At 37.6% G+C, this 22,105-nt stretch carries 17 protein-coding genes; 8 read left to right on the top strand and 9 right to left on the bottom strand.

Going from position 1 to position 22,105, the window contains the following annotated elements; genetic code table 11:
* Window positions 1–61: 61 nt before the first annotated feature.
* The 5 genes from H1225_RS01100 to H1225_RS01080 all read left to right on the top strand — a co-directional run bounded on the left by H1225_RS01100 (window position 62) and on the right by H1225_RS01080 (window position 4,207).
* Window positions 62–733 (top strand): 4Fe-4S dicluster domain-containing protein, encoded by a 672-nt coding sequence (locus tag H1225_RS01100; protein ID WP_072063691.1) that lies wholly within the window; start codon window positions 62–64, stop codon window positions 731–733.
* Window positions 730–1,527 (top strand): thiosulfate reductase cytochrome B subunit, encoded by a 798-nt coding sequence (gene phsC, locus H1225_RS01095; protein ID WP_161729827.1) that lies wholly within the window; start codon window positions 730–732, stop codon window positions 1,525–1,527. Before H1225_RS01100 ends, phsC begins: the two co-directional genes overlap by 4 nt.
* A 25-nt stretch (window positions 1,528–1,552) precedes the next feature.
* Window positions 1,553–2,521, top strand: coding sequence for a protein YdhT (ydhT, locus tag H1225_RS01090; RefSeq protein WP_161725090.1), 969 nt, complete (start codon window positions 1,553–1,555; stop codon window positions 2,519–2,521).
* A gap of 116 nt (window positions 2,522–2,637) precedes the next feature.
* Window positions 2,638–2,931, top strand: a complete 294-nt coding sequence (locus H1225_RS01085; protein ID WP_006535148.1) for a helix-turn-helix domain-containing protein — start codon at window positions 2,638–2,640, stop codon at window positions 2,929–2,931.
* Complete coding sequence (locus H1225_RS01080; RefSeq protein WP_109399309.1) at window positions 2,921–4,207, top strand: type II toxin-antitoxin system HipA family toxin; 1,287 nt, start codon at window positions 2,921–2,923, stop codon at window positions 4,205–4,207. Before H1225_RS01085 ends, H1225_RS01080 begins: the two co-directional genes overlap by 11 nt.
* A gap of 55 nt (window positions 4,208–4,262) precedes the next feature.
* Here H1225_RS01080 and brnQ read toward each other — a convergent pair whose 3' ends face one another.
* The 3 genes from brnQ to phoB all read right to left on the bottom strand — a co-directional run bounded on the left by brnQ (window position 4,263) and on the right by phoB (window position 8,087).
* Window positions 4,263–5,606 carry a branched-chain amino acid transport system II carrier protein gene (brnQ, locus tag H1225_RS01075; RefSeq protein ID WP_072063698.1) on the bottom strand — a complete coding sequence of 448 codons (1,344 nt, stop codon included), beginning with the start codon at window positions 5,604–5,606 and terminating at the stop codon, window positions 4,263–4,265.
* Window positions 5,607–6,075: 469 nt separating this feature from the next.
* Window positions 6,076–7,374, bottom strand: a complete 1,299-nt coding sequence (phoR, locus tag H1225_RS01070) for a phosphate regulon sensor histidine kinase PhoR (RefSeq protein WP_109847889.1) — start codon at window positions 7,372–7,374, stop codon at window positions 6,076–6,078.
* 23 nt (window positions 7,375–7,397) lie between these two features.
* Window positions 7,398–8,087: a phosphate regulon transcriptional regulator PhoB gene (gene phoB, locus H1225_RS01065; RefSeq protein ID WP_006535154.1), complete on the bottom strand. Its 690-nt coding sequence runs from the start codon at window positions 8,085–8,087 to the stop codon at window positions 7,398–7,400.
* Between the two features lie 348 nt (window positions 8,088–8,435).
* Between phoB and sbcD the strand changes: the two genes are divergently transcribed.
* The 3 genes from sbcD (at window position 8,436) to H1225_RS01050 (ending at window position 14,124) form a co-directional block, all read left to right on the top strand.
* Window positions 8,436–9,668 carry an exonuclease subunit SbcD gene (gene sbcD / locus H1225_RS01060; RefSeq protein WP_161671085.1) on the top strand — a complete coding sequence of 411 codons (1,233 nt, stop codon included), beginning with the start codon at window positions 8,436–8,438 and terminating at the stop codon, window positions 9,666–9,668.
* Window positions 9,665–13,366, top strand: a complete 3,702-nt coding sequence (locus tag H1225_RS01055) for an AAA family ATPase (RefSeq protein ID WP_161725088.1) — start codon at window positions 9,665–9,667, stop codon at window positions 13,364–13,366. The genes sbcD and H1225_RS01055 overlap by 4 nt, the downstream gene beginning before the upstream one ends.
* Window positions 13,367–13,524: 158 nt before the next feature.
* On the top strand, window positions 13,525–14,124 hold the full coding sequence (locus tag H1225_RS01050; RefSeq protein WP_006535161.1) for a nitroreductase family protein: 600 nt from the start codon (window positions 13,525–13,527) through the stop codon (window positions 14,122–14,124).
* A gap of 148 nt (window positions 14,125–14,272) precedes the next feature.
* On the opposite strand, the gene H1225_RS01045 is transcribed toward H1225_RS01050, so the two are convergent.
* The 6 genes from H1225_RS01045 to H1225_RS01020 all read right to left on the bottom strand — a co-directional run bounded on the left by H1225_RS01045 (window position 14,273) and on the right by H1225_RS01020 (window position 20,869).
* On the bottom strand, window positions 14,273–14,599 hold the full coding sequence (locus H1225_RS01045; protein ID WP_161725086.1) for a type II toxin-antitoxin system RelE/ParE family toxin: 327 nt from the start codon (window positions 14,597–14,599) through the stop codon (window positions 14,273–14,275).
* Window positions 14,574–14,804, bottom strand: a complete 231-nt coding sequence (locus H1225_RS01040; protein ID WP_004245167.1) for a ParD-like family protein — start codon at window positions 14,802–14,804, stop codon at window positions 14,574–14,576. The genes H1225_RS01045 and H1225_RS01040 overlap by 26 nt, the downstream gene beginning before the upstream one ends.
* Window positions 14,805–15,132: 328 nt before the next feature.
* Complete coding sequence (locus tag H1225_RS01035; protein ID WP_006535163.1) at window positions 15,133–16,755, bottom strand: bifunctional metallophosphatase/5'-nucleotidase; 1,623 nt, start codon at window positions 16,753–16,755, stop codon at window positions 15,133–15,135.
* Window positions 16,756–16,774: 19 nt separating this feature from the next.
* Window positions 16,775–17,551: a ribonuclease T2 family protein gene (locus tag H1225_RS01030; protein WP_072063704.1), complete on the bottom strand. Its 777-nt coding sequence runs from the start codon at window positions 17,549–17,551 to the stop codon at window positions 16,775–16,777.
* Window positions 17,552–17,636: 85 nt separating this feature from the next.
* The gene (locus tag H1225_RS01025; protein WP_109399315.1) at window positions 17,637–19,592 is read right to left on the bottom strand and encodes a bifunctional 2',3'-cyclic-nucleotide 2'-phosphodiesterase/3'-nucleotidase; all 1,956 of its coding nucleotides are present in this window, start codon (window positions 19,590–19,592) and stop codon (window positions 17,637–17,639) included.
* 86 nt (window positions 19,593–19,678) lie between these two features.
* Complete coding sequence (locus tag H1225_RS01020; protein ID WP_237584375.1) at window positions 19,679–20,869, bottom strand: porin; 1,191 nt, start codon at window positions 20,867–20,869, stop codon at window positions 19,679–19,681.
* Window positions 20,870–22,105: the final 1,236 nt, after the last annotated feature.

Here is a 22,105-nt window from a genome sequence, read left to right as displayed (position 1 = left end):
TACTTTATCAACGAAATTCGATGTGGGTATTACAACATCATCAGACTGAGGAGCAAAAATAATGCGTGTTTCTCGCCGTAAATTTGTAGCAGGTATGGGATCGGTCATTTTTTTCAGTGCGCCACTAGGAAGTGCGCTTGCAGCAACGACAGAAAAAAAACCAATCCGCTATGCCATGATCCACGATGAGACGCTCTGTAATGGCTGTAATATCTGTGCCACTGCATGTCGTCGATTAAATAAAGTACCCAATGGTATGGCACGAATGGATATTGCTCATATTCCATTAAGCCTCAAAGAAGATAATGATAAATACCATTTCTTTAGACACTCTTGCCAACAATGTGAAGACGCTCCTTGTATTCCTGTATGCCCTACAGGTGCATCTTGGCGTGATGAAACCAATGGCATTGTGCGTGTAGATAAAGAGAAATGTATTGGTTGTAGCTATTGTATATCGGCATGCCCATACCAAGTCCGTTATCTTAACCCTGTGACACACGTTGCTGATAAATGTGATTTTTGTCTTGAGTCTCGATTACAAAAAGGGTTTCCACCTATTTGTGTGAGTGCTTGTCCACAAAATGCCTTGTTATTTGGCAGAGAAGACAGTCCTCAAATTCAAGAATGGCTTAAAACACACGATTACTATATTTATCAACTTGATGGTGTGGGGAAACCGCATCTCTATCGCCGTGTAGGGCCTCATATTCAAGAGGAGGGTAAAGTATGAGTGCTGTTAATATCATGCCAAATGCTGAGCAATTCCAAGCCTCACTAAAAGAATATGTCTTAATTTACACACCTGACTATTCACCACTTTGGTTAATCGTTGCAGGCGTGCTTTTAGTTGGGATGTTGCTTGTTCTTGCACTGCATGGCTTCTTACGTTATCGCTTTGCCACACCACATGGTGGATCGCATAAAGAAGAGAAGCTCTATCTTTACTCTAAAGCGGTTCGTTTGTGGCACTGGAGTAATGCTTCTTTATTTATTCTATTGCTTCTAAGTGGTGGGATTAACCATTTTGCCTTACTTTCAGCCCACGATACGGCGTTATTAGTCAGTGTGCATGAAATTTGTGGTTATCTGCTCTTAGTATGCTGGTTATCTTTTGTATTGATCAATCTTGTTGGTGGTAATGGTAAATTTTACCGTATTGATGGTAAAAATTGGTTACAACGCGCTTTAATGCAAATTCGTTTTTATCTCTACGGCATTATCAAAGGCGAAGATCACCCCTTCCCAGCGACACCCAATGTTAAATTTAACCCACTGCAACAAATGGCTTATTTAGGTGTGATGTATGCATTAGTTCCACTACTTTTAATAACCGGTGTTTTACTGCAAAACCCAGCGTTTATTCCTGCTGATGCCGTAACATTTAAAGCTTGGTTATTAATTACACACCAAATATTAGCGGTATGTAGTGTCTTTTTTATCATTGGTCACCTTTATCTGTGTACAACAGGAAAAACGCCATTCCAAACATTTCGCAGTATGGTTGATGGTTACCATAGACACTAATGAATACATGGATTAAGGAGCTTATATGTCAGTCCCTTCAAAGGAAAATATTAGATTAACAAAAAAAGACTTACGACAACTGCATGTTTCAACTTCGCTTTATCGTTGGTTTTTGCGTTATTTTCCTGATGGAGGCACTTACAGTGCTATCCATAGTGAGTTAATAAAACAGCGCCGTACACAGTGGATAGAAAGCCTTATTCAATATATTTATTTACGTCATTTTAGTGAAACATCCTTTGCCAAACAGGAACAAGAAGTGATGGAAAACATCTTGTTCCTGCTCGGTGATGAACAACAGCAAGGCGTGACATTACAACGCTTGCCATATCACAATACTTTACCAACATCTGAAAATATTCAATTTTCTACCGAATGGCATCAATTGATCTTAAAAAGTCAGCAATTAAGTACTGATCTTGCTTTGTGTGGGAATAATAATATTGTGGCTTTTTCTGGTGATGAAAATAGCATTGCCAACACAGGTTATAGCAACCAATTAATGATGACTGGTTTTGCAGGAAAAATAGCTAATTCAGGAAATCAGTGTCGTATTGGGAGTTTAGGCGGACGCTCCCGCATTTCCAATAGTGGCAATGATGTCAAAATTTATGCCTCAGGTAATGGTGTTCATATTGCAAACAGTGGCATACGCAATTTTATTACTGCCTCTCAAGATAGAGCAAAAATCACTAATACAGGTGATTTAGCACAAATCAATGTGACTGGAAAAAATGCTGTGGCAATTAGTACTGGCGATAACTGTAAAATCACAGTATCTGGCGACGACAGTATTTGCATATCAACAGGTAATCTCCATCAGTTCTGCTTAGGAAAAGGCGGTAGTGCCGTAATTGCATATCACGACGGCAATCGTACTCGCTTTAAAATCTTCTATGAAGGTGAAGATGGTATTGAAGCCGATGTTCGCTATACGTTAGATGAAAACCAACAACCTATGGCAGAAAAACAGTATTCTACAAATAAAAATTAATGAGCAACCTAAGCTAAACTGCTTGCTCTACTCTTAAATCAAATAGATACTATAATGTCCAAAATAGCTATTTTTTGCTATAATTAGACATTATAGTATCTATTTGAGGCTAACAAATGAAACTCTCATTACTTACTGATCTCGATGTTAGTCGAGCCTTTGCCTCTCATTTACGAAAGTTGCGTGAAAAGGAAAAATGGTCACGTGAACAACTTGCCGAGCGTAGTACAGTTCCTGCTTCAACTATCAAAAAGTTTGAGTTACAAGGTAAAATTTCACTACGCCAGTTACTGTTACTTTGGCAATGCCTTGATGATTTAAATAATCTTTATGCGGTTGTTGATCCTAAGAAAGTGAATAAACCACGTATGCCAAGGACGATTGAAGAGGTATTACAAGATGAGTTTTAAGCCAATTCAAAAGCTAAATGTGACACGGACGTTATCTACAGGTGACTCGGTTTTAATGGGAACATTGGTACAAAACCATAGTGGTGTATTTTTTCAATATGATGCGCATTACTTAACACAATTTGGTAATAGTTCACCTTTTAATCTACAGAATAATACTGATTTACAAATAGCACCTAAAAAACCTCATGGCAATTTGCAAGGGCTTTTCTCGGATAGTTTACCTGATGGATGGGGGCGATTATTGCAAGATAGAATATTCCGCCAACATGGTATACAACCGCATGAAATTACAACGATGGATAGGTTAGCCTTTGTTGGTAATAAAGGTATGGGAGGATTATCTTATTTACCTGTCTCTGACTATCAAATAGATGAACAGTTTGAAGTTGATTTGATTAATTTAGGTTTAGAAGCACAAGCTGTATTTGATGGTCAAACGGAAATTGTTTTATCTAAACTTGCTATTGTTGGTAGCTCTGGTGGCGCTAGACCTAAAGCGTTGCTTTATTTTAAGCAAGGGGATTTTAATAAGTGTAAAACGTATGAAGAAGAAGGTGATGAATCATGGTTGATCAAATTTACGTCTAAGAACTTACCTCTTGGCCACGATGAAGGACTATGTGAAGCAATTTATCTCATCCTAGCAAAAGAGCTAGAGCTCAATCCCCCACAATGGCAACTTATTGATGTTCCTAAAAACAGTGATGGTAAATCTTGGTTAGCGCTAAAACGTTTTGATCATGTCACAAATAGTTCAGGTAAATCAGGACGTTTAATCATGCACAGTGCATGTGGATTATTAGATGCTGATTTTAGGTTACCTTCTTTGGATTACGAAGATTTAATCAAAGTAAACCGCGTACTATGCAAATCAGTTTCAGCCGGACAACTCCAGTTTAGACGAGCTATTTTTAATCTATTCGCTTCTAATCAAGATGATCACAGTAAAAACTGGTCATTTCTACAATATGATGATGGGCACTGGGAGCCAGCACCTTTTTATGATGTGACCTATAATCCCAATCCAAGAAATGAGCATATCACTTCATTTGGCGGGTATGGTAAAAAGCCACCATTAAATACAATAAAGCAACTTGCTGAAATAGCAGGTTTTGAAAGTTGGCAACAAGCACAAGCATATATTCATCATACCGTTGATGTTATTGCTCGATTCTCATCACTTGCCAAAAAATATGATGTATCAAAATTAGTACAAACAGATATAGAAAAAACACTGGCTGACCGTTTAAAAGAGAACCAGCACTTACTTTAATTTCAACAAAAAGGGAAACTTTCGTTTCCCTTTTTACTGTTCAAATCAACGTACTTTATTGCTTTTTGATGGCTTCAATATGGATCACTTTTTTACTCTGTGAGCCTGCCACTTTATCGTAAATACCACAGACAACAATTGTCACCAATACAGGGATAAGCCACGCTAACCCCTGCTCACTTAATGGCAATTTAGCTGCCCATTCTGGTAATAGATGTTTCAGATAATCAGACGCTTTTATTGCATCAAAAATACCGAAAAATAAGCTAACTGCCATTGCTGGTGCGATAATACGACTTGAATTATTCCACAGACGTAATGTGAAACTCATTAAAATAATCACAATACAAGGTGGATAAATCATAATCAGCACAGGGATAGAAAACGCGATCAGTTTGCTCAATCCTAAATTTGAAACAACAGCTGAGAATATTGCTAAAATCAACACCAATGTACGATAAGAGATAGGCAAATAGCGACTAAAGAACTCTGCGCATGCGCACGTTAAACCAACCGCTGTCACCATACAGGCTAAGAAGATCAAGACAGCTAAGAAGAAGCTACCAAAGTTACCGAAAGTGTACTGAACATAGGCATGTAAAATATCAGCGCCATCTTGGGCACCCGGAATAATGCTGCCACTGCTAGAGCCTAATTTAAATAGACTCAAATAGATCGCAGTTAACAATACACCCGCAATAATTCCCGCCCACATAGTGTAACGCGTCAACAGTGATGAATTATCAATACCTCGAGAGCGAGCCGCATTAACAATCACGATACCAAAAACCATAGCCCCCAATGTATCCATGGTGAGGTAACCGTTAATAAAGCCTTGAGTTAATGCCATATCTCGATAAGCTTCAGTAGCAGGAATAGCACCACCCGCAGGCCAAAATATCGCTGCAACACCTAATACCGCCAATGCCAAAATTTTAATCGGTGCCAAAATATGACCGACGCTATCTAGTAATTTCCCCGGATAAAGCGAAATACCGATAACAATTAAAAAATAGACAATACTATAAATCAGCAATGACATTTCAGTATCACCCACTAAAGGAGCAATACCCACTTTAAAAGAGACAGTCGCAGTACGTGGTGTTGCGAAAAGAGGTCCAACAGCAAGATAAGCAACAATTGCTAATAATAGCCCCATTGATTTACCAATAGGTGTACTTAATGCTTCAATGCCGCCACCAACTTTAGCTAATGCAACGATGGTTAATACAGGTAAACCAACACCAGTAATAAGAAAGCCGATTGCAGCTGTCCAAACAAACTCACCGGATTGTAACCCCACCATAGGAGGAAAAATAATGTTACCAGCACCGACAAAAAGGGCAAAGGTCATAAACCCTAATGCCAGAATATCTCTGGAAGTTAATCTATGTGCCATAAGTTTTGTTAATATGTAGTTACAATGATTGTTAAATAGCGCCAAGATGGCGCAACATAAAATCAACAATATCTATTTAGGCTCATACCATCATTATTCAGGATAATATCCATGTATAATCATTTCATGTAGAGCAATTAAGTACTAAATAGAAAAAATTGCCGATAACTGGTCACAAGTAAAACTTTTATAATGAAAAAAGGCAATAGCCAATCCAAAAACCAGAATAATCATCTAAACTATTTTTCAGCGCTAGTTATAACTGTCATATATTATCGAATATGCATGATATGATTTGTGCATTTTATCACCAATAATATTAAGTACTGACATCATTTAAAGTTAATATTAATTAATAATATTAAAATTTAACGCTACGATATTAGTTTTTATTGATATTAAAAAAGGAACAAAAAACCTTTATCACTGATTGAATACAAATGATAAAGGTTTTAAAAAAGACGTACTGCTAGTGTGTTTCTTTTGCGCTAAGCAATGTTTGAGGAAGGATAAAAGAGAATGTACTCCCAACACCCACTTTACTTTCAATATTCAATTGAGAGTGATGATGGAGCAACGATTTTTTCACAATGGCCAAACCTAACCCAGTACCACCAGAATGACGAGAGCGAGCTTTATCAACGCGATAAAAACGTTCTGTCAAACGCGTTAAGTGCTCAGCACTGATCCCCGCCCCATTATCTGAAACGCTAAATAACATACCTTGGGGGATTTTCTTCCAATTAACTTTGATTGTTGTTCCTTCTTCAGTGTGATTAATGGCGTTATACACTAAGTTAGAAACCGCACTACGCAGTTGCTCTTCATTACCACGAACAGCCCACTGATCATCAACATCAAAAACAATCTGATGCTGACCTTGGCTTAATGAGTTCGCTTCTTGTTGTAATAACGCCAAAATGGCAGGAATATCAACAATCTTGTTTAAATCAATATGCGGAGCAGATTCGATACGAGAAAGCTGTAAAAGTTGCTGAACAAGCGTATCCATACGTTTAGCTTGCTCTTGCATTGTGACTATCGCCTTATGCTCTGCGGGTTTTGCTACACTATTTTCTTCCATCATTTCAAGATAGCCTTGAATAACGGTTAGTGGTGTTCTTAACTCATGACTGACATTCGCAAAAAAATCACGTCGTGAGTTTTCTAGTTTATTTTTTTCTGTCACATCACGAGCCACCATCAAACGTTGATCTTCGCTATATGGCATCACACGGAACTCAACAATAGAACCACTATTTAATGAAATGGTTAAGGGACGACTAAAATCACCAGCAGTAAAGTAGTGCAAAAAATCAGGATAACGTAATAAGTTAAAAATATTTTGCCCATTATCTTCAGGCCAGCGAAAACCTAATAAATGTTGAGCAAGACTATTACACCAAAAAATATTCCCTTCATTTGTCATCATCACAACAGCATCAGGTAAGCTTTCAGCCCCACTTCTAAAACGTTTAATTAAGTCGCCTAATTCTCTGCGTCGTTTACGATTACGTTGTTGGGTCTGTCGAATACCATAAAAAATAGGCTCCCACCCGCCTCTGCCTTCTGGGGGTAAGACTGAGCGATCGAGCCATAACCATTTAGATAATTTCATCAAATTATAAGCATGCCAAACCAAAGCGCTAAGAAGTGATGCCACCAGCAACCAAGAAAGATGCCCGATAAAAAGCGATAATATAAAGGCAGGCAAACAAAATAGACATAGCCCCCAAACGAGGGCTTTCCATGATAGTCGTTCTAACACCAGACGATTACTCCCATATTGACTTAGAAACGGGCTGAAAAACGATATCCCGTTCCACGTACTGTCTGTATCATTCTGTCATGACCATCTTCTTCAATGGCCTTACGTAAACGACGAATATGCACATCAACAGTACGGTCTTCGACATAAACATTCGTTCCCCAAACGTAGTTTAGCAGTTGTTCTCTACTGTATACACGTTCGGGATGTGTCATAAAAAAGTGCAGGAGTTTAAATTCGGTGGGCCCCATATCAATCGGTTTGTCTTGACTCGTTACTCGATGAGAAACTGGATCAAGTGATAATCCATTGAATTCTATGACATCTTCCGCAGACATCGGGGATAAACGCCGTAAAATTGCCTTCACACGGGCGACAAGCTCTTTAGGTGAAAAGGGTTTGATAACATAATCATCAGCGCCCGTTTCTAAGCCTTGGACTTTATCTTCTTCTTCCCCTTTTGCCGTTAGCATAATAATTGGAATATCGCGGGTGTTACTTTCCCGTTTCATCTGTTTTATTATCTGCAAACCAGATCCTCCGGGGATCATCCAATCTAATAAAACCAGATCAGGGTAAGGATCAATAAGAAAGCTCAATGCAGAATCATAGTCTTCTGCTTCAATCGGTTGAAAACCATTTTGTTCCAAAACAAAACAGATCATCTCTCGAATTGCGGTTTCATCTTCAACAACAAGAATACGCCTTGCCATACTCTATCCTGTGTAATGTATATATATACTCTAAATCATTCGAGTTGCAGGTAGGTGGCAAGCAAAGATATCCCGATGAGCATACTCATGTATATGATTCGGGTAGCTGAGCGTAGCCAACACCCCTGCAACTTGAAGGATGACGAGTATAGAGGGTCAAAATGATTATGATGCACTTTTATGACAGATTTATGACTAACCTTAACATTACTGAAATAGATCCCCGTTGTTAAGGTAAATAAACCATTTTTTGGTGAAATATCACTCGAAAAGAAGGCTTATTGTTGAGTTTTCACTAAAAAAGCAAGGTGCGCTATACTCTTCATCAAATAAAAAAGAGGGATAGCAATGCGGATTATTCACACATCAGACTGGCATTTAGGACAATATTTTTTTACTAAAACCCGCGCACAAGAACATCAACAATTTCTCGATTGGTTATTAGTACAAATCAAAGTTCATCAAGTTGATGCTCTAATTGTTGCTGGTGACATATTTGATACAGGCTCCCCACCAAGTTATGCCAGAGAGCTGTATAATCGTTTTGTTGTTGCTATTCGAGATACACAATGTCAGCTTGTTATTCTAGGGGGTAATCACGACTCTGTCGCGACACTCAATGAATCAAAATCACTATTGGCATGTTTAAATACGACAGTTATTGCCAATGTTCATGCTGAAACACCACAAGCCCCGATCATTCTTCGTCAAAAAGATAACATGCCAGGCGCATTACTTTGTGCGATCCCTTATCTACGCCCTAGAGATATGATAACGAGCCGAAGTGGGCAATCCGGTGCTGAAAAACAAAACGCGCTAAAAGAAGCGATTGCTGATTATTATCAAGTTCAATATCAAGCAGCTCTCGATTTACGTGAACAATTGAACGCCAAAATCCCTATTATTGCGACAGGTCACCTGACAACCATTGGTGCAAGCGTGAGCGATTCCGTACGAGAAATTTATATTGGTACTTTAGAAGCTTTTTCTGCAACCCTATTCCCTGAATTTGACTATATCGCTCTTGGCCATATTCATCGCCCTCAAGTGGTGAATAAATCAGGGCATATTCGTTACAGTGGCTCTCCAATTCCTTTAAGTTTTGATGAAAGTGGGCAACAAAAAAGTGTCTGTCTTATCGATTTTGAACAAGATAAATTAACTAACCTCACACTATTACCTATTCCTGAGTTTCAATTACTACGCACTATAAGTGGTTCATTAAAAGAGATAGCGATACAACTTGAGGATCTAAAAAAACAATACGATGAATTAGACACCACTATTTGGTTGGATATCGAAGTCTCAACTCAAGATTATCTCAGTGATATACAAGCTCGAATTCAAGAGCTCACTAACGACCCACTTTTTGATGTGGTTTTATTAAGAAGATCGAGAAAACAACGCCAAGTGCTCACTCAAAATGAAAAAGAAACACTGACAGAATTAACCGTTTATGATGTTTTTGAAAGACGTTTAGAACAACATGAGTTTGATTCAGAAGAAACTAAAACGCGATTAACCACATTGTTTAAACAAGCAGTTGAAATGGCAGAACGAGAGGATAACGAAGCAAAATGAAAATCTTAAGTCTGCGCTTTAAAAATATTAATTCCTTAAAAGGTGAATGGAAAATTAACTTTAACCAAGAGCCTTTTGTTAGCAACGGATTATTTGCGATTACAGGCCCTACTGGTGCGGGAAAAACTACCCTGTTAGATGCCATTAGTTTAGCGCTTTATCATAGAACCCCACGATTAGATAAAGTGACACAATCACAAAATGAGTTAATGACACGCCATACTGCAGAATGTTTGGCAGAAGTTGAATTTGAAGTCAAAGGTGTGGCTTATCGTGCATTTTGGGAACAACGCCGTGCTAATTATAAAGAAGATGGCAATCTTCAAGCACCACAAGCCGAACTTGTTAAAATAAATATAGCAGGAGATGAAGACAAAATATTGGCAAGCAAAATAAGCCAAGTAAAAGAGATGATCATCAGTATTACGGGGCTTGATTTTGATCGTTTCACTAAATCAATGTTGCTTTCTCAAGGGCAATTTGCGGCTTTTTTAAATGCAGATGATAAATCTCGCGCAGAGTTACTCGAAGAACTCACTGGTACAGATATTTATCGCCATATATCCCAATCTATATTTAAACATTGGCGTGAAGAAGAACAAGCATTAAAAACACTAAAACAGAAAGCTGAAATGATGGCGTTATTAGATGAAAATGCTCGCCAAGCTTTATTAACTGAACAGACTAATCTTTTTGCCAAAGAGAGCCTCTTACAAAAAGAACAGCAGGAATATCAAGTAGCAAAACAGTGGCAAGAAAAAGAAATTGAACTCAATAAAAATAAAGCGCTAGCGCAAACCGAGGTTAACTTAGCACAAGAAGCATTAGTTGCTGCCAAACCCGATATTCAACGTCTTGAAAATAGCGAACCTGCAGAAAAAATTCGTCCAATTTATGATGAAAAAAATCGCCTATTAAAAGAACAAGCCTATATTGCGTCACAACTCTCAGCACTAAAAGCAGAAAAACAGCTTATTGAACAACAAAGCCAACCAATTAATCAGCATTTAATCGAAGCACGTAACACATTTAAACAACACGATGAGAAGAAACAGCAAATATTACAACTTATTCGTGAAAAAGTGGCACCATTAGATAATCAATTAGCCTTGCTAGAACAAGATATTTCAGCAAAAACACAACAAAAAAGTGCACTCGAAAAAACACAATCAGAATATCTGGAAAAAATTCAATCAACAGCACACCAATTAACAACATCACAAAAACAAGCCAGTGAATTAAATAATTATTTAAGCCAACATACGGCTTATGCTCAACTTGCTGAAAATCTACCTTTATGGCAACGCTATTTTGAGCAATATGATGAAGTCACAGAAAAATATCTTATTAGCAAAAAGAGTGAAAAAACAGAGCAAGAAAAAGAACACACTCTCAAACTCGCCTTAGAAAAAGCAACTAAAGCACTAGAGCAACAACAGCACAGCCTTAATTTACAGCAACAGCAATTAAAGGCGTTGCAAACACAACTTGAGCAACAAAATAAGGCTGATGCAATTACAGATATCCCTCCTCGTTTACAGCAAATATCACAACAAAGAAATGCCCTTGCTAAACTGATGGGATTACAAGCTCAATTAGAGCGTGCTATAAAAGCTGAACATCAGCAGCAAAAAAGTTATTCAGAAAACCTGCAAAAAATAGCTATGCTCACTGAAAATATCAGTAAAAATAGCATCGTTTTAAAAGAAAAACAGCAACATCATAAAGATTTAAATGATAATTATCTTTTAATACGAAAATTAGCGGAATATGAAGAAGAGAGACAACGCTTAGTTAAAGACACCCCATGTCCTGTTTGTGGTTCAACTGAACATCCTTATGTTGAAAAATATAAAGAAATTAAACCAGATGAAACAAAAACACGGTTAGATATTTTAACGCAACAAGTTCATGCATTAACAATAGAGTTAGTAGAACAAAAAACACAGTGTGCTAACTATCAAGCTCAAAACGAAAAGTTATGTCACGAACTTAAGCAACTCACACAAGATATTACGTCATTAACACAACAATGGCGTGATGTAGCGCAAACTTATGCATTACCGGATGTCGGCTGCGAAGAAACCGTTCTAACTCAATTAGATTCAGAACTTAAGCAAGAGGATAATTTACTGACGCAAAAACGAGTAAATTACCAAGCATTAGAAACCAAAATTCAGCAAGAATACAAACTATTATCTGATAACAAAGAGCAATTTAATCAACAACAGCAAACTGTTCTTCATCAACAAAATGAATTTGCTCAGCAACAGAAAGAAGTTTCCAATAAACAACAACAAACAGCGCAATATCTTCAGCAACAAACTCAGTTAGCGCAGGATCTTCAATCCCTTGTTAAACAGCAAGGTTATGAATTAAAGGAATTTGAAGATAAAATTCAATGGCTTACTTCACGTAAAGAAGAGAGCCAACAATATCAATCAATCTTAAAAACACATCACGAATTACAACAAACCATCCGCGAATTGCTATCAACGCAGGAAGAGAGAAAACGCTATTTATCTGAAATTCAAAAAGAACTTGATGCTGTTTTAGTCCATTTACAACAATTACACCAGCAACAAGCGCAGCTAAAAGCACAGCGCCAAGCTTTATTCGGGACACAAACCACCGAAGATGCACGTAATGAGTTGGATAAACGGAGTCTATCGTTACAAAAACAAATTGAGCAATATAGTGAAGAAAAAAACCGACTCGAAATCCGTTTAAATCAGCTTATTGGTCAATATCAGGAAAATGAAAAATCGTTACAACGGTTACAAACGTGTTCACAAGACATTATTGAACAATATCAATATGCGTTAAAAAATAGCCCGTTTGCTGACGAAAATGCATTTCTAACCTCTCTGTTATCCGCCGAGGAAAGACACCGTTTACAAGAGCAACAAAAACAACGCCTTGATAAACTGTTGCAAGAAAAAACGCGTTTAGATGCACAAGAAAATGCCTATCAACAACACTTATCACAACAACCAATCTTGATAACACAACAAAATTTTGAACAAATTACCGCTCAGTTATTACTGTTAGAAACACAACTTATTCAATTACAAGAAACGAAGTTTCGTATTCAAGAGCAACTACGAGCTGACGAGGAAAAACGTAAAGAGCAACAAAGCCTACTGACTCATATTGCTAAACAGCAAGCTCAATTTGATGACTGGAGTTATTTAAACGAATTAGTGGGATCTGCATCAGGAGATAAATTTAGCCGTTTTGCCCAAGGCTTAACGCTTGATCATCTCATTTATTTGGCTAACCGTCGTTTAGAAAAGCTTCATGGGCGTTACTTCTTGCAACGCAAAACACCTGCAAGCCTTGAACTACAAATTGCAGACACATGGCAAGCAGATGCTCTACGAGATACACGTACTCTCTCTGGTGGCGAAAGTTTCTTAGTCAGTTTATCACTCGCCTTAGCACTTTCGGATTTGGTCAGTAACAAAACTCAAATCGAATCACTCTTTTTAGATGAAGGCTTTGGCACATTAGATCCTGATACCTTAGATATTGCATTAGATGCGCTTGATAGCCTTAATGCATCCGGCAAAATTATTGGCGTAATTAGTCATGTAGAAGCCATGAAAGAACGTATTCCGGTACAAATTAAAGTGAAGAAAGCCGGAGGGTTAGGTATTAGCCAACTTGATCCTGAGTTTAGATATGCAGATAAATAGAATATAAATCAATTAGTTAAAAACTAGGTCGAATATTTTGACGTAACTGATTAAATTTTTTATCTATCAATAAGTCACTACTAAGCCCTATAGTGTGTCCATAGATTAGCTCAAGCTAAAACACGCTTTAAGCGCTCAAATTTATCAAGGAGACAACCATGTCTAACGCATTTACTGATTTAATGAAAAAACGTAGAACAATTTATCATTTAGGTAATCAACTTCCAATTAGCGAAGACAGAGTCACTGCGATTATCAAAGAAGCGGTTAAAGAGAGCCCAACAGCATTTAACTCACAAACATCTCGTGTTGTTGTTCTGTTTGGTGAACAACATCAAAAACTGTGGGATATCGTTAAAAATACCCTGAAAAAATTAGTACCCGCAGAAGCATTTAGTGCAACTGAAGCAAAAATTAATAGCTTCGCCGCAGGTGCGGGTTCAATTTTGTATTTTGAAGATACTGATATCGTAAAAGGTCTGCAAGAGCAATTCCCACTGTATGCTGAAAACTTCCCTGTATGGTCAGAGCAAGCAAGTGGTATGGCACAACTTTCTGTTTGGACTGCATTAGCAGCAGAGAACGTAGGTGCTTCATTACAACACTACAATCCAATTATTGATGATGAAGTCCATGCAACTTGGGATCTGCCAAAAACATGGAAATTGAGAGCGCAAATGGTCTTTGGTTCAATTGAACAAGAGGCTGCTGAGAAGAATTATATGGAAGATGATGCACGCTTTAAAATCTTCAAATAAGTGTTAGAACAGACATCTGACAAAAGACCCTAAATAATACCCTCTTTTTACTTTCATTCCTTGCCCACAGCCACTGTGGGCTTTTTTTTACATACCTACAAAACACATGCCCACAAAACAAGAGTGGTGGCCTTATGCCACCACTCTTTTATGCTTTAATTAGTTTCAGATCGGTCTTTCGTTGTTTTTTCTGAACATCATAGAAATTTTCATGGGAACCGATATGCAAGAGATACAGTTCAACTTTGTTGGTGACCCATGAATAACCGAGTAAAACAGTCAACTCATTAAGCCTAAATTTGTGTACTCTGAGATAAGCAAGATCGCCTTTTTTCTGTTCTCCAATCAATGGATTATCAATTATTTGATCAATTTCATCTTCAATAATTTTCACATCTGATTCAGGCAACTTTTTCATTGTCTTTTCAAATCGAGCTGACTGATAAACATCAATCTCTTTTTGTGGTTCGGACATATCGAGAAACCTTTTTGTTTTCGACTTCCGCCTGTGCCAGTAACAATTCTTCGATAAAGCTATATGGCAGATCAGGGTTATCTTCAGCTATACGCCCTATTTTAGCCCAGTGTTCAATTTGTTTAGGAACACTTCTGCTTTTCGCTTCCGCATGAATTTTAGCATCAGACACAAAGTCTTCATCTAATCTTACGGAAATAGCCATTACTTACACTCCAAGCCTCACGGCAGTTATAACTTTAGAACTTGATAACATTAAAACGTTATAAGTTTAGATCTTTATAATGACGACAAAATGCAATCTTTTGTCGCTAAATAACACAATACACCACAAATTATTCCTTGTAAAGGCGTTGACTCTTATGTTTACTCCCCTACATTTGCAAATAAAAAACATAAAAAAAGAGCAAAGTGCGCAATGAATACAAAGGTAGGGATGGACCCTTTGTGTTCAACACTTTGCTCTCTTTATTTATTTACGCACTCCTTACCGAAGTAAAGAGTGCGATTTTCACAAGGCGTATGAAAATACGTTATTTACGTGTGATGTTATTCGCTTTTGGTTGAGCAATTGGAGACTGCTCAGCAAAGTATTTCACGACTGCATCAACATCTGGCACGCTGTAAACTGGATCTTTACCTTCTTTCAGTACAGAGAAGTTACTACCACCTGTTGCTAAGTATTCGTTAGCGACAACACGGTAAGATGCTTTCATATCCACTGGTTTACCGTCAATTTTCATTGATTCAACAATAACACGGTTACCATTAGAGGCTTTGCTATCCCATGTGTACTGGAAGTTACCAGATACGGCTAACACTTGTGGACGTGAACGATCCCACTGTTGTTCTAACAGGCGCTTGATTTGCTCACCGGTTAATGTTTGCGTTAACAGTACGTTAGAGAATGGTTGTACAGTGTAGATTGCGTTATAAGAAACGTCACCACCTGTCATATCAGCACGAATACCACCGCTGTTCATAAACGCGATTTGTGCGCCACCCATATCTTTTGGTTTAGCCGTATATAAATGTGCATCAGCAATAACTTGACCCAGTGCAGATTCACCCGCATCGTTAGTTTGCTTAGTTAAATTACCTTCTAACTTACCGATAATACGGTTAGCTAATGGAGTAGCGATTTTTTCGTAAGCTTCTAACAGTTTAGTCACTGCTGGATCTTTTTCATATTTGCGGTTATCAACCCAAATATTACGAGCTTCTACATCAACAACATCTTTTGTTGTTTTATCTAATTTCAGGTCAATACGCGTTAACATTGCACCATTAGATTGTGCAGATGTCACTGATTTACCGTTGATAGTACAGTTGTAAGCTTGGTGAGTGTGACCCGTCACAACGAAGTCAATCGCGGGATCTAATTGATCAACAACACCCAGTACTTTACCCGTAATACCATTACATGCGTTGATATTTACTGGGCCACCATCACGACGCTGTGCTGCACCTTCGTGGATCAACACACCAATCGCTTGAACACCCTGTGCTTTTAACTGAGGTACTAATGCGTTGATGGTTTTTGCTTCGTTATGGAAACTTAAACCTTCAGTACCTTTAGGCGTTACGATTGCTGCAGTACCTTCTAGAGTGACACCAATAAAGGCTACAGGGATCCCGTTGAATTCTTTGATAACATATTCAGGAAATAACGTTTTACCTGTTTCATTAACCGTTACGTTTGCTGATAAGTATTGGAAATCAGCGCCTTTAAACTCAGTTGGACCTTGGCAACCCGTTACTGGGTGGCAACCACCGTTTTGTTTACGCAGTAACTCGCCCATGCCTTTATCAAATTCGTGGTTACCCACAGAAGTTGCTTCTAAGCCGGCTAATGATAATGCTTCGATTGAAGGCTCATCATGGAACATTGAAGATAACAGTGGGCTTGCTCCAACCATATCACCCGCCGCAACCACGATGTTGTTCGGGTTATCTTTCTTCATTTCTTTGATTAACGTAGCCATGTGCTCGATGCCACCAGGTTTGTTTGGACCTGGCGCTTTTAGTGCACCGTGGAAGTCGTTCATTGCGATAACACGCACATCAACAACATTAGCTTCGTCGTAGTTCTTTGCACAACCCGCTAATAAGACTGAGCTTACAGCAAGTGCAACGAGTTTATATTTATGATTCATTTAAAATTTATCCCTAAGATCAAAATTCACGTTTCGGACAATCAATTACTTCGAAATCTTTGCTATAACAGATATAGAATTCATCTCGATTAATTTGAATTTCTTTATCCTTCAGTGATGGATTGTGTTCTTTTAAGAACTTAATCAATGCACTGTTTGAAGGACGGCCTTCTGGTAATACTAACGCTTCATACAACTCTTTTTGTTTACCAAAAAATGCATCTGGTGTATCAAATGCACACACACCATGTTTTTCCCATTCGCCTTGTAACAGATCGATACCCGGAGAATCACACAGATAAGGTTTGATAGCAGAGTATTCTAAAGGAGGTAAATCGCCTTTACATAAACGAGGATGCTTGCGTATGTCTTTCCAATCACGGCAGTCTTCCCATGATTTACCATCACAGGTTTCAGCCCACAGCCCATGAACAATCCAACCAAATTTATTATCTGAGAAGCATTGGATTTCAAATTTATCGTACTCACGTTTTGCCCGATCTTTTTCATTATCGTTATTTAAACGTTTAATGTTATTACTTTTATAATCACAAAAAGCGGGTGAGTAGTTAATCGCTAACTTAAAGTAATCTGTCGATGCTGTGCTGTTTTGACCATAGCGATCATTAGCAGCAATGTAGTCGTAAGGTGCTGTTGGTGCATCAGGTACAATACAAGATACGCCTTCAACTAATTTAGCTTGAGGTTTTAATGGTTCTGTAATTTCAGGTGCTTGCGTTGCACATCCTGCTAGCACTAAAGCAAAAGCCGCAGGTAATAGCTTTATAAAGCGCATAAAATCCCCTTAAAGTGTCATAAATGCCACTCTTTTGGTTCAAAAAGGTAAGAAAAACCTGCCCTGAACGGACAGGTTTGATAGCTTATTTCTTCTCAGTTAGATCAATTTTGTAAATTGCAAAACCGATTTCATCATTTTCCACAAAAGTCATTGGGTATTGAGCGAAATCTTTAATAAATGCAGCGGCTTTTTCACTTGGAGAAGTTTCAAAACGTACATCTAATACTTTATCAGTCTTAATAGGTAAGAATGACCAGTTGTTCGCGGCTTTAGTTACCACTTCACCGTTTTCTTTCGTTTGTTTTGCAATATAAGACGCTAAAATTGCACGGTTTTCATCTGGAGAAGCAAACGCAATATTCGCTTCACCTGTACCAGCAAACTTACCGCCGTATCCACGGTAGTTATTTGTTGCGATCAGGAATGTTGCTTTAGGATCGATTGGTTTGCCTTCGTAAGTGACTTCTTTGATACGATTCGCATCTTTATTAACCACTTGGCAATCAACGTCATATTTAGCTGGTTGAGTTAAGTCAACTTTATAGTTCACACCACTAATGGTGTCGAAGTTATAAGTACGGAAACCATCCCAGTTGATCAGTTCTTGTGGTTTAGTTGAGTTAGGATCAACTTGGTTCCACATACCCGCTGAACATTCTAACCACTCAACAACATCCGCACCGGTCGCTTTAACAACCACTAATGTGTTTGGATACAGATATAAGTCTGCAGCGTTACGGAATGTTAAGTCACCTTTTTCAACTTCTACGAAGTCTGCTGGTGCATTTTTACGACCACCCGCTTTAAATGGCGCAGCTGCACCTAATACTGGTAAACCGTCTAAGTTCGGATCACCTTGAATAAAGTGTTTGGTGTAATCAACTTGTGCATCATTAACGATTTGTACAGTTGGATCGCTTTGTACTAATGCTAAGAAGCTGTACATGTTGGCAGATGCTTTACCAATGTGTTTACCTACGAAATCACGGGTACCTTGGTGTGCTTTTTCAATGATTTGAGCTAATTCAGCATCACGTTCAACTAATGCTTTTTTGTTTGCTTTATCAAAGATAGGACGTGCTTCACCTGTTGCTTCCGTCATCACCCATTTACCGCTGTCGTTATTGATAACCATATCAACGACACCTAAGTGATCACCCCATTGGCCAGGCATAACAGCAGGAACACCGTTTACCGTCCCTTTAGCAACATCAACACCTTTAATGCCTTCAAATTCTTTGCTTGGGAATACGCCATGAGCGTGACCAAACATGATTGCATTGATGCCTTCAACTTCACTTAAATAATAAACAGAGTTTTCAGCCATTGCTTTGTACGGCTCTGACGCAAAACCAGAGTGAGGAATAGCCACAATCAGGTCAGCACCCTCTTTTTTCATTTGAGGGACGAATTTTTTCGCTGTTTCTGTAATATCATTTACAACGACCTTACCATCCAGATTGGCTTTATCCCAGATTAAGATCTGTGGTGGTACGAAGCCGATATAACCAATCTTGATAGTGTGTTCTTTACCATCACGATCTTTTACTGGTGTATCAACAATGATATAAGGTGTGAAATAGTTTTTGCCTGTTTTCGCATCCATCACGTTGGCGTTGATGTAAGGGAATTTAGCACCAGCAATGGCTTTTTTCAGGTAATCTAAACCATAGTTAAATTCATGGTTACCAAAGTTACCGACTGTGTAGCCCATGGTGTTCATCAGCTGGTGAGCTGGATGAGATTCGCCTTTTTCTAAGCCTTTAGCTGCTTGATAGTCAGCCAGTGGGCTACCTTGGATCAAGTCGCCGTTATCAACTAGAATCGCATTGGTTGCTTCAGCTTTTGCTGCTTTAATTAAATTAGCAGTACGAACATAACCAAACTGTTCTGTTGGTTTGTCTTTGAAGTAGTCAAAGTCGATTAAGTTACTGTGAACATCAGACGTCTCCATAATACGAAGATCGACTGTCGCAGCATTCACGTTGAATGCGACAAACATTGCTAATGTTGAAATTTTCAACACATTCTTAACCATTACACACCCCTTATATATTGGTTAACAGGAGAGCGAAATCGCTCTCCTTTGGTTACTTCTGTCAAACGGTAATGCTTTTGTCAGGACTAGAAGTACAGACGCATACCCGTTTCGAAGATATATTGTTTTTTATCTTCATAAGCTGGGTTTTCGCTACGTGCATCATCATATGCCATTTCAGCGAATAAACGTAAATTGTTGTATTTAGATACTGCAAAACGTTTATCTACACCCACAGTATAGGTTTCTTTTTTGTAGTTGAACGTGTTTGCATCACCATCACGCAGGTAGTAACCGGCATACATACCGCTTTCGATACGATCCCAATGCCATTTTACGCCAATACCGTATAGATCTGCTTTCCAATCGCCTTTGACTGAATTCCATTTGTAATCTTTTTCAGGTGTCCCTTCTTTTAAAGTTAAACCTGAGTTTTTACCACGAGACTGACCGTAGTCTAAACCAATAGAGAACTCACGACCTGGGAAGAAATATTCTGCACCAAATGCTAAGATGCTATTTTCTGGTTTTTTATTACCAACAACGCTATCTGGGTATAAGTTTGGTTCACCAATTGCGGCAGAATAACCTGCATCAAACTCTAAACCGAAGGTTGATTTATAGAAACCAACGACTGAGTATGCATGACGAATATCCCCAACCTTACGATCACCACCTTTGCCATCGCCATCATTATCTTTACCATCTTTACCTGTTAAGGTGGCCGCTAATTTAAAGCCTTCATAACGGTTAGTTTCAACAAAAATAGTTTGTGGTAAACGGGTCATAAAGTTGTTTTTACCAACACCTTTACTTGAATAACCTACAGCACGACCTAATACATCGCTAAAGTAGAATACCCCTGTATTACCATAGCCATAGCTTGATTTTTTCACCCAATCGATTGGAATATAAGTACGACCAAACTGAATTTGACCATAATCACGATGAGAGAAACCAACGTAGCCAACACGGTTATAGAGATCAAAGTTGGTATAAGAGTTTTCACTGTTTGTTTTTTGAGTGTCTGAGCCCCACTCTAATTTACCAAAAACTTTGATATCGTTAGTCAGTTCGTGTGAACCAAAGAAACCGATACGGCTACCGTCATCACGCATACGCATTTCGTGATCTTTGCTAGTCACTTGTGTTTTTAAACGGAACTGACCGTTTACATCAAAACGTGTACCTTTATCGTTATACACGTTTACTGCGTTTGCCGATCCAGAAAGAACCAACAACCCAACCAGTGCTGCTAGAGGCTTCAAGCTTTTCATGATTAAAATACCCATCTATTTTCTATAGTTTTATGATTTCCTTTTTAAGGTTAAAAATAATACCGCCGTCTATCATTAACCCTAAATTCAGTTCAAAGAGCCGCCGCCACGGATCTCAAACAAGAAAATCGCTTTTACAACTGATCATTTTTATAACAACTATTATTACTCTACTTATTTTCTTATAGGCTTTCATTTCCTTGACACAGAGATATTCACCAATAAGACACAAAAATAATATCCTCATTATATTTAAATAAGGGCATTGCTTTTATTTCTGTTAGGAAAAGAAATAGGTTGTTGAGTTTTCGTTGGCATGTTACTCAAAAAAAAGCCCTTCTTTCGTGATGCAGCCCACAATTACACCAATGTGCATTTTCATGATTACATACCCAAGTGACAGGTATCACAATTAAAGGTAAAGATACGTGTTTTTTGAACTTAATCAACTTTTTAAAAATAGTACTTTTGAATTTTTCTTTTATATTTCATTTCTTTATAAGACTCTTTTTTTTGCTAATAAAAAATTTATCTCCTTATTTAATATATTTAAAAGGAAGTATTAATTTTAACCACTAAATAAATAACACTAAAGATTTAAATATTGTTCTTTCTAATTAATAATTTTTTATCTTTATATTTATTTCTTATTTAAATAAAAGCAAAATCACATTTAAATACAATTTAACTAGTGGTAACGCGTAACACTCACTCAAAAAAAGAATAATTAGCTACAAATATTAAAAAGAGAAGCACAAGAACACCATTCAATCACAATATCTAATCAATGCATAAAGGTGACAAAGAAACACTGAAAAACATTACAAATGTTAAACTATAACCCAAGTTAATATAAAAAGACCAATCGTGCTATTTTGACGATATTTAAAAAATAAATGTTCAATTTTGTGATCTAAGTCACCACGTTATTTGTGAAAAATCACTCTTTATATTTTCTTTATTTTGTGACAATTATCACAATAGAACGTCAAGAAGATTTTTGTTTTGTAAATTAATGCAGAGATAAATCTGAAAGTGATTTCATATTGTAAACAAAAAATAGTGTAAAGATAAAATTACGTGATTAATATCACATAAAAAATTATGCTAAAAATTACGTTATTCCATTATTAATACTCTTAGTTAATTTAACTTAAATAAGAATAAAAATCATTATCATTTAGTAATTTTACTGATTATTCGTTTCAGCTTTTCTCTTTTTTATTAAATAACATT

This window comes from Proteus penneri (assembly GCF_022369495.1).
GTDB lineage: Bacteria > Pseudomonadota > Gammaproteobacteria > Enterobacterales > Enterobacteriaceae > Proteus > Proteus penneri.
This window is presented reverse-complemented; position numbering and strand designations above follow the sequence as displayed.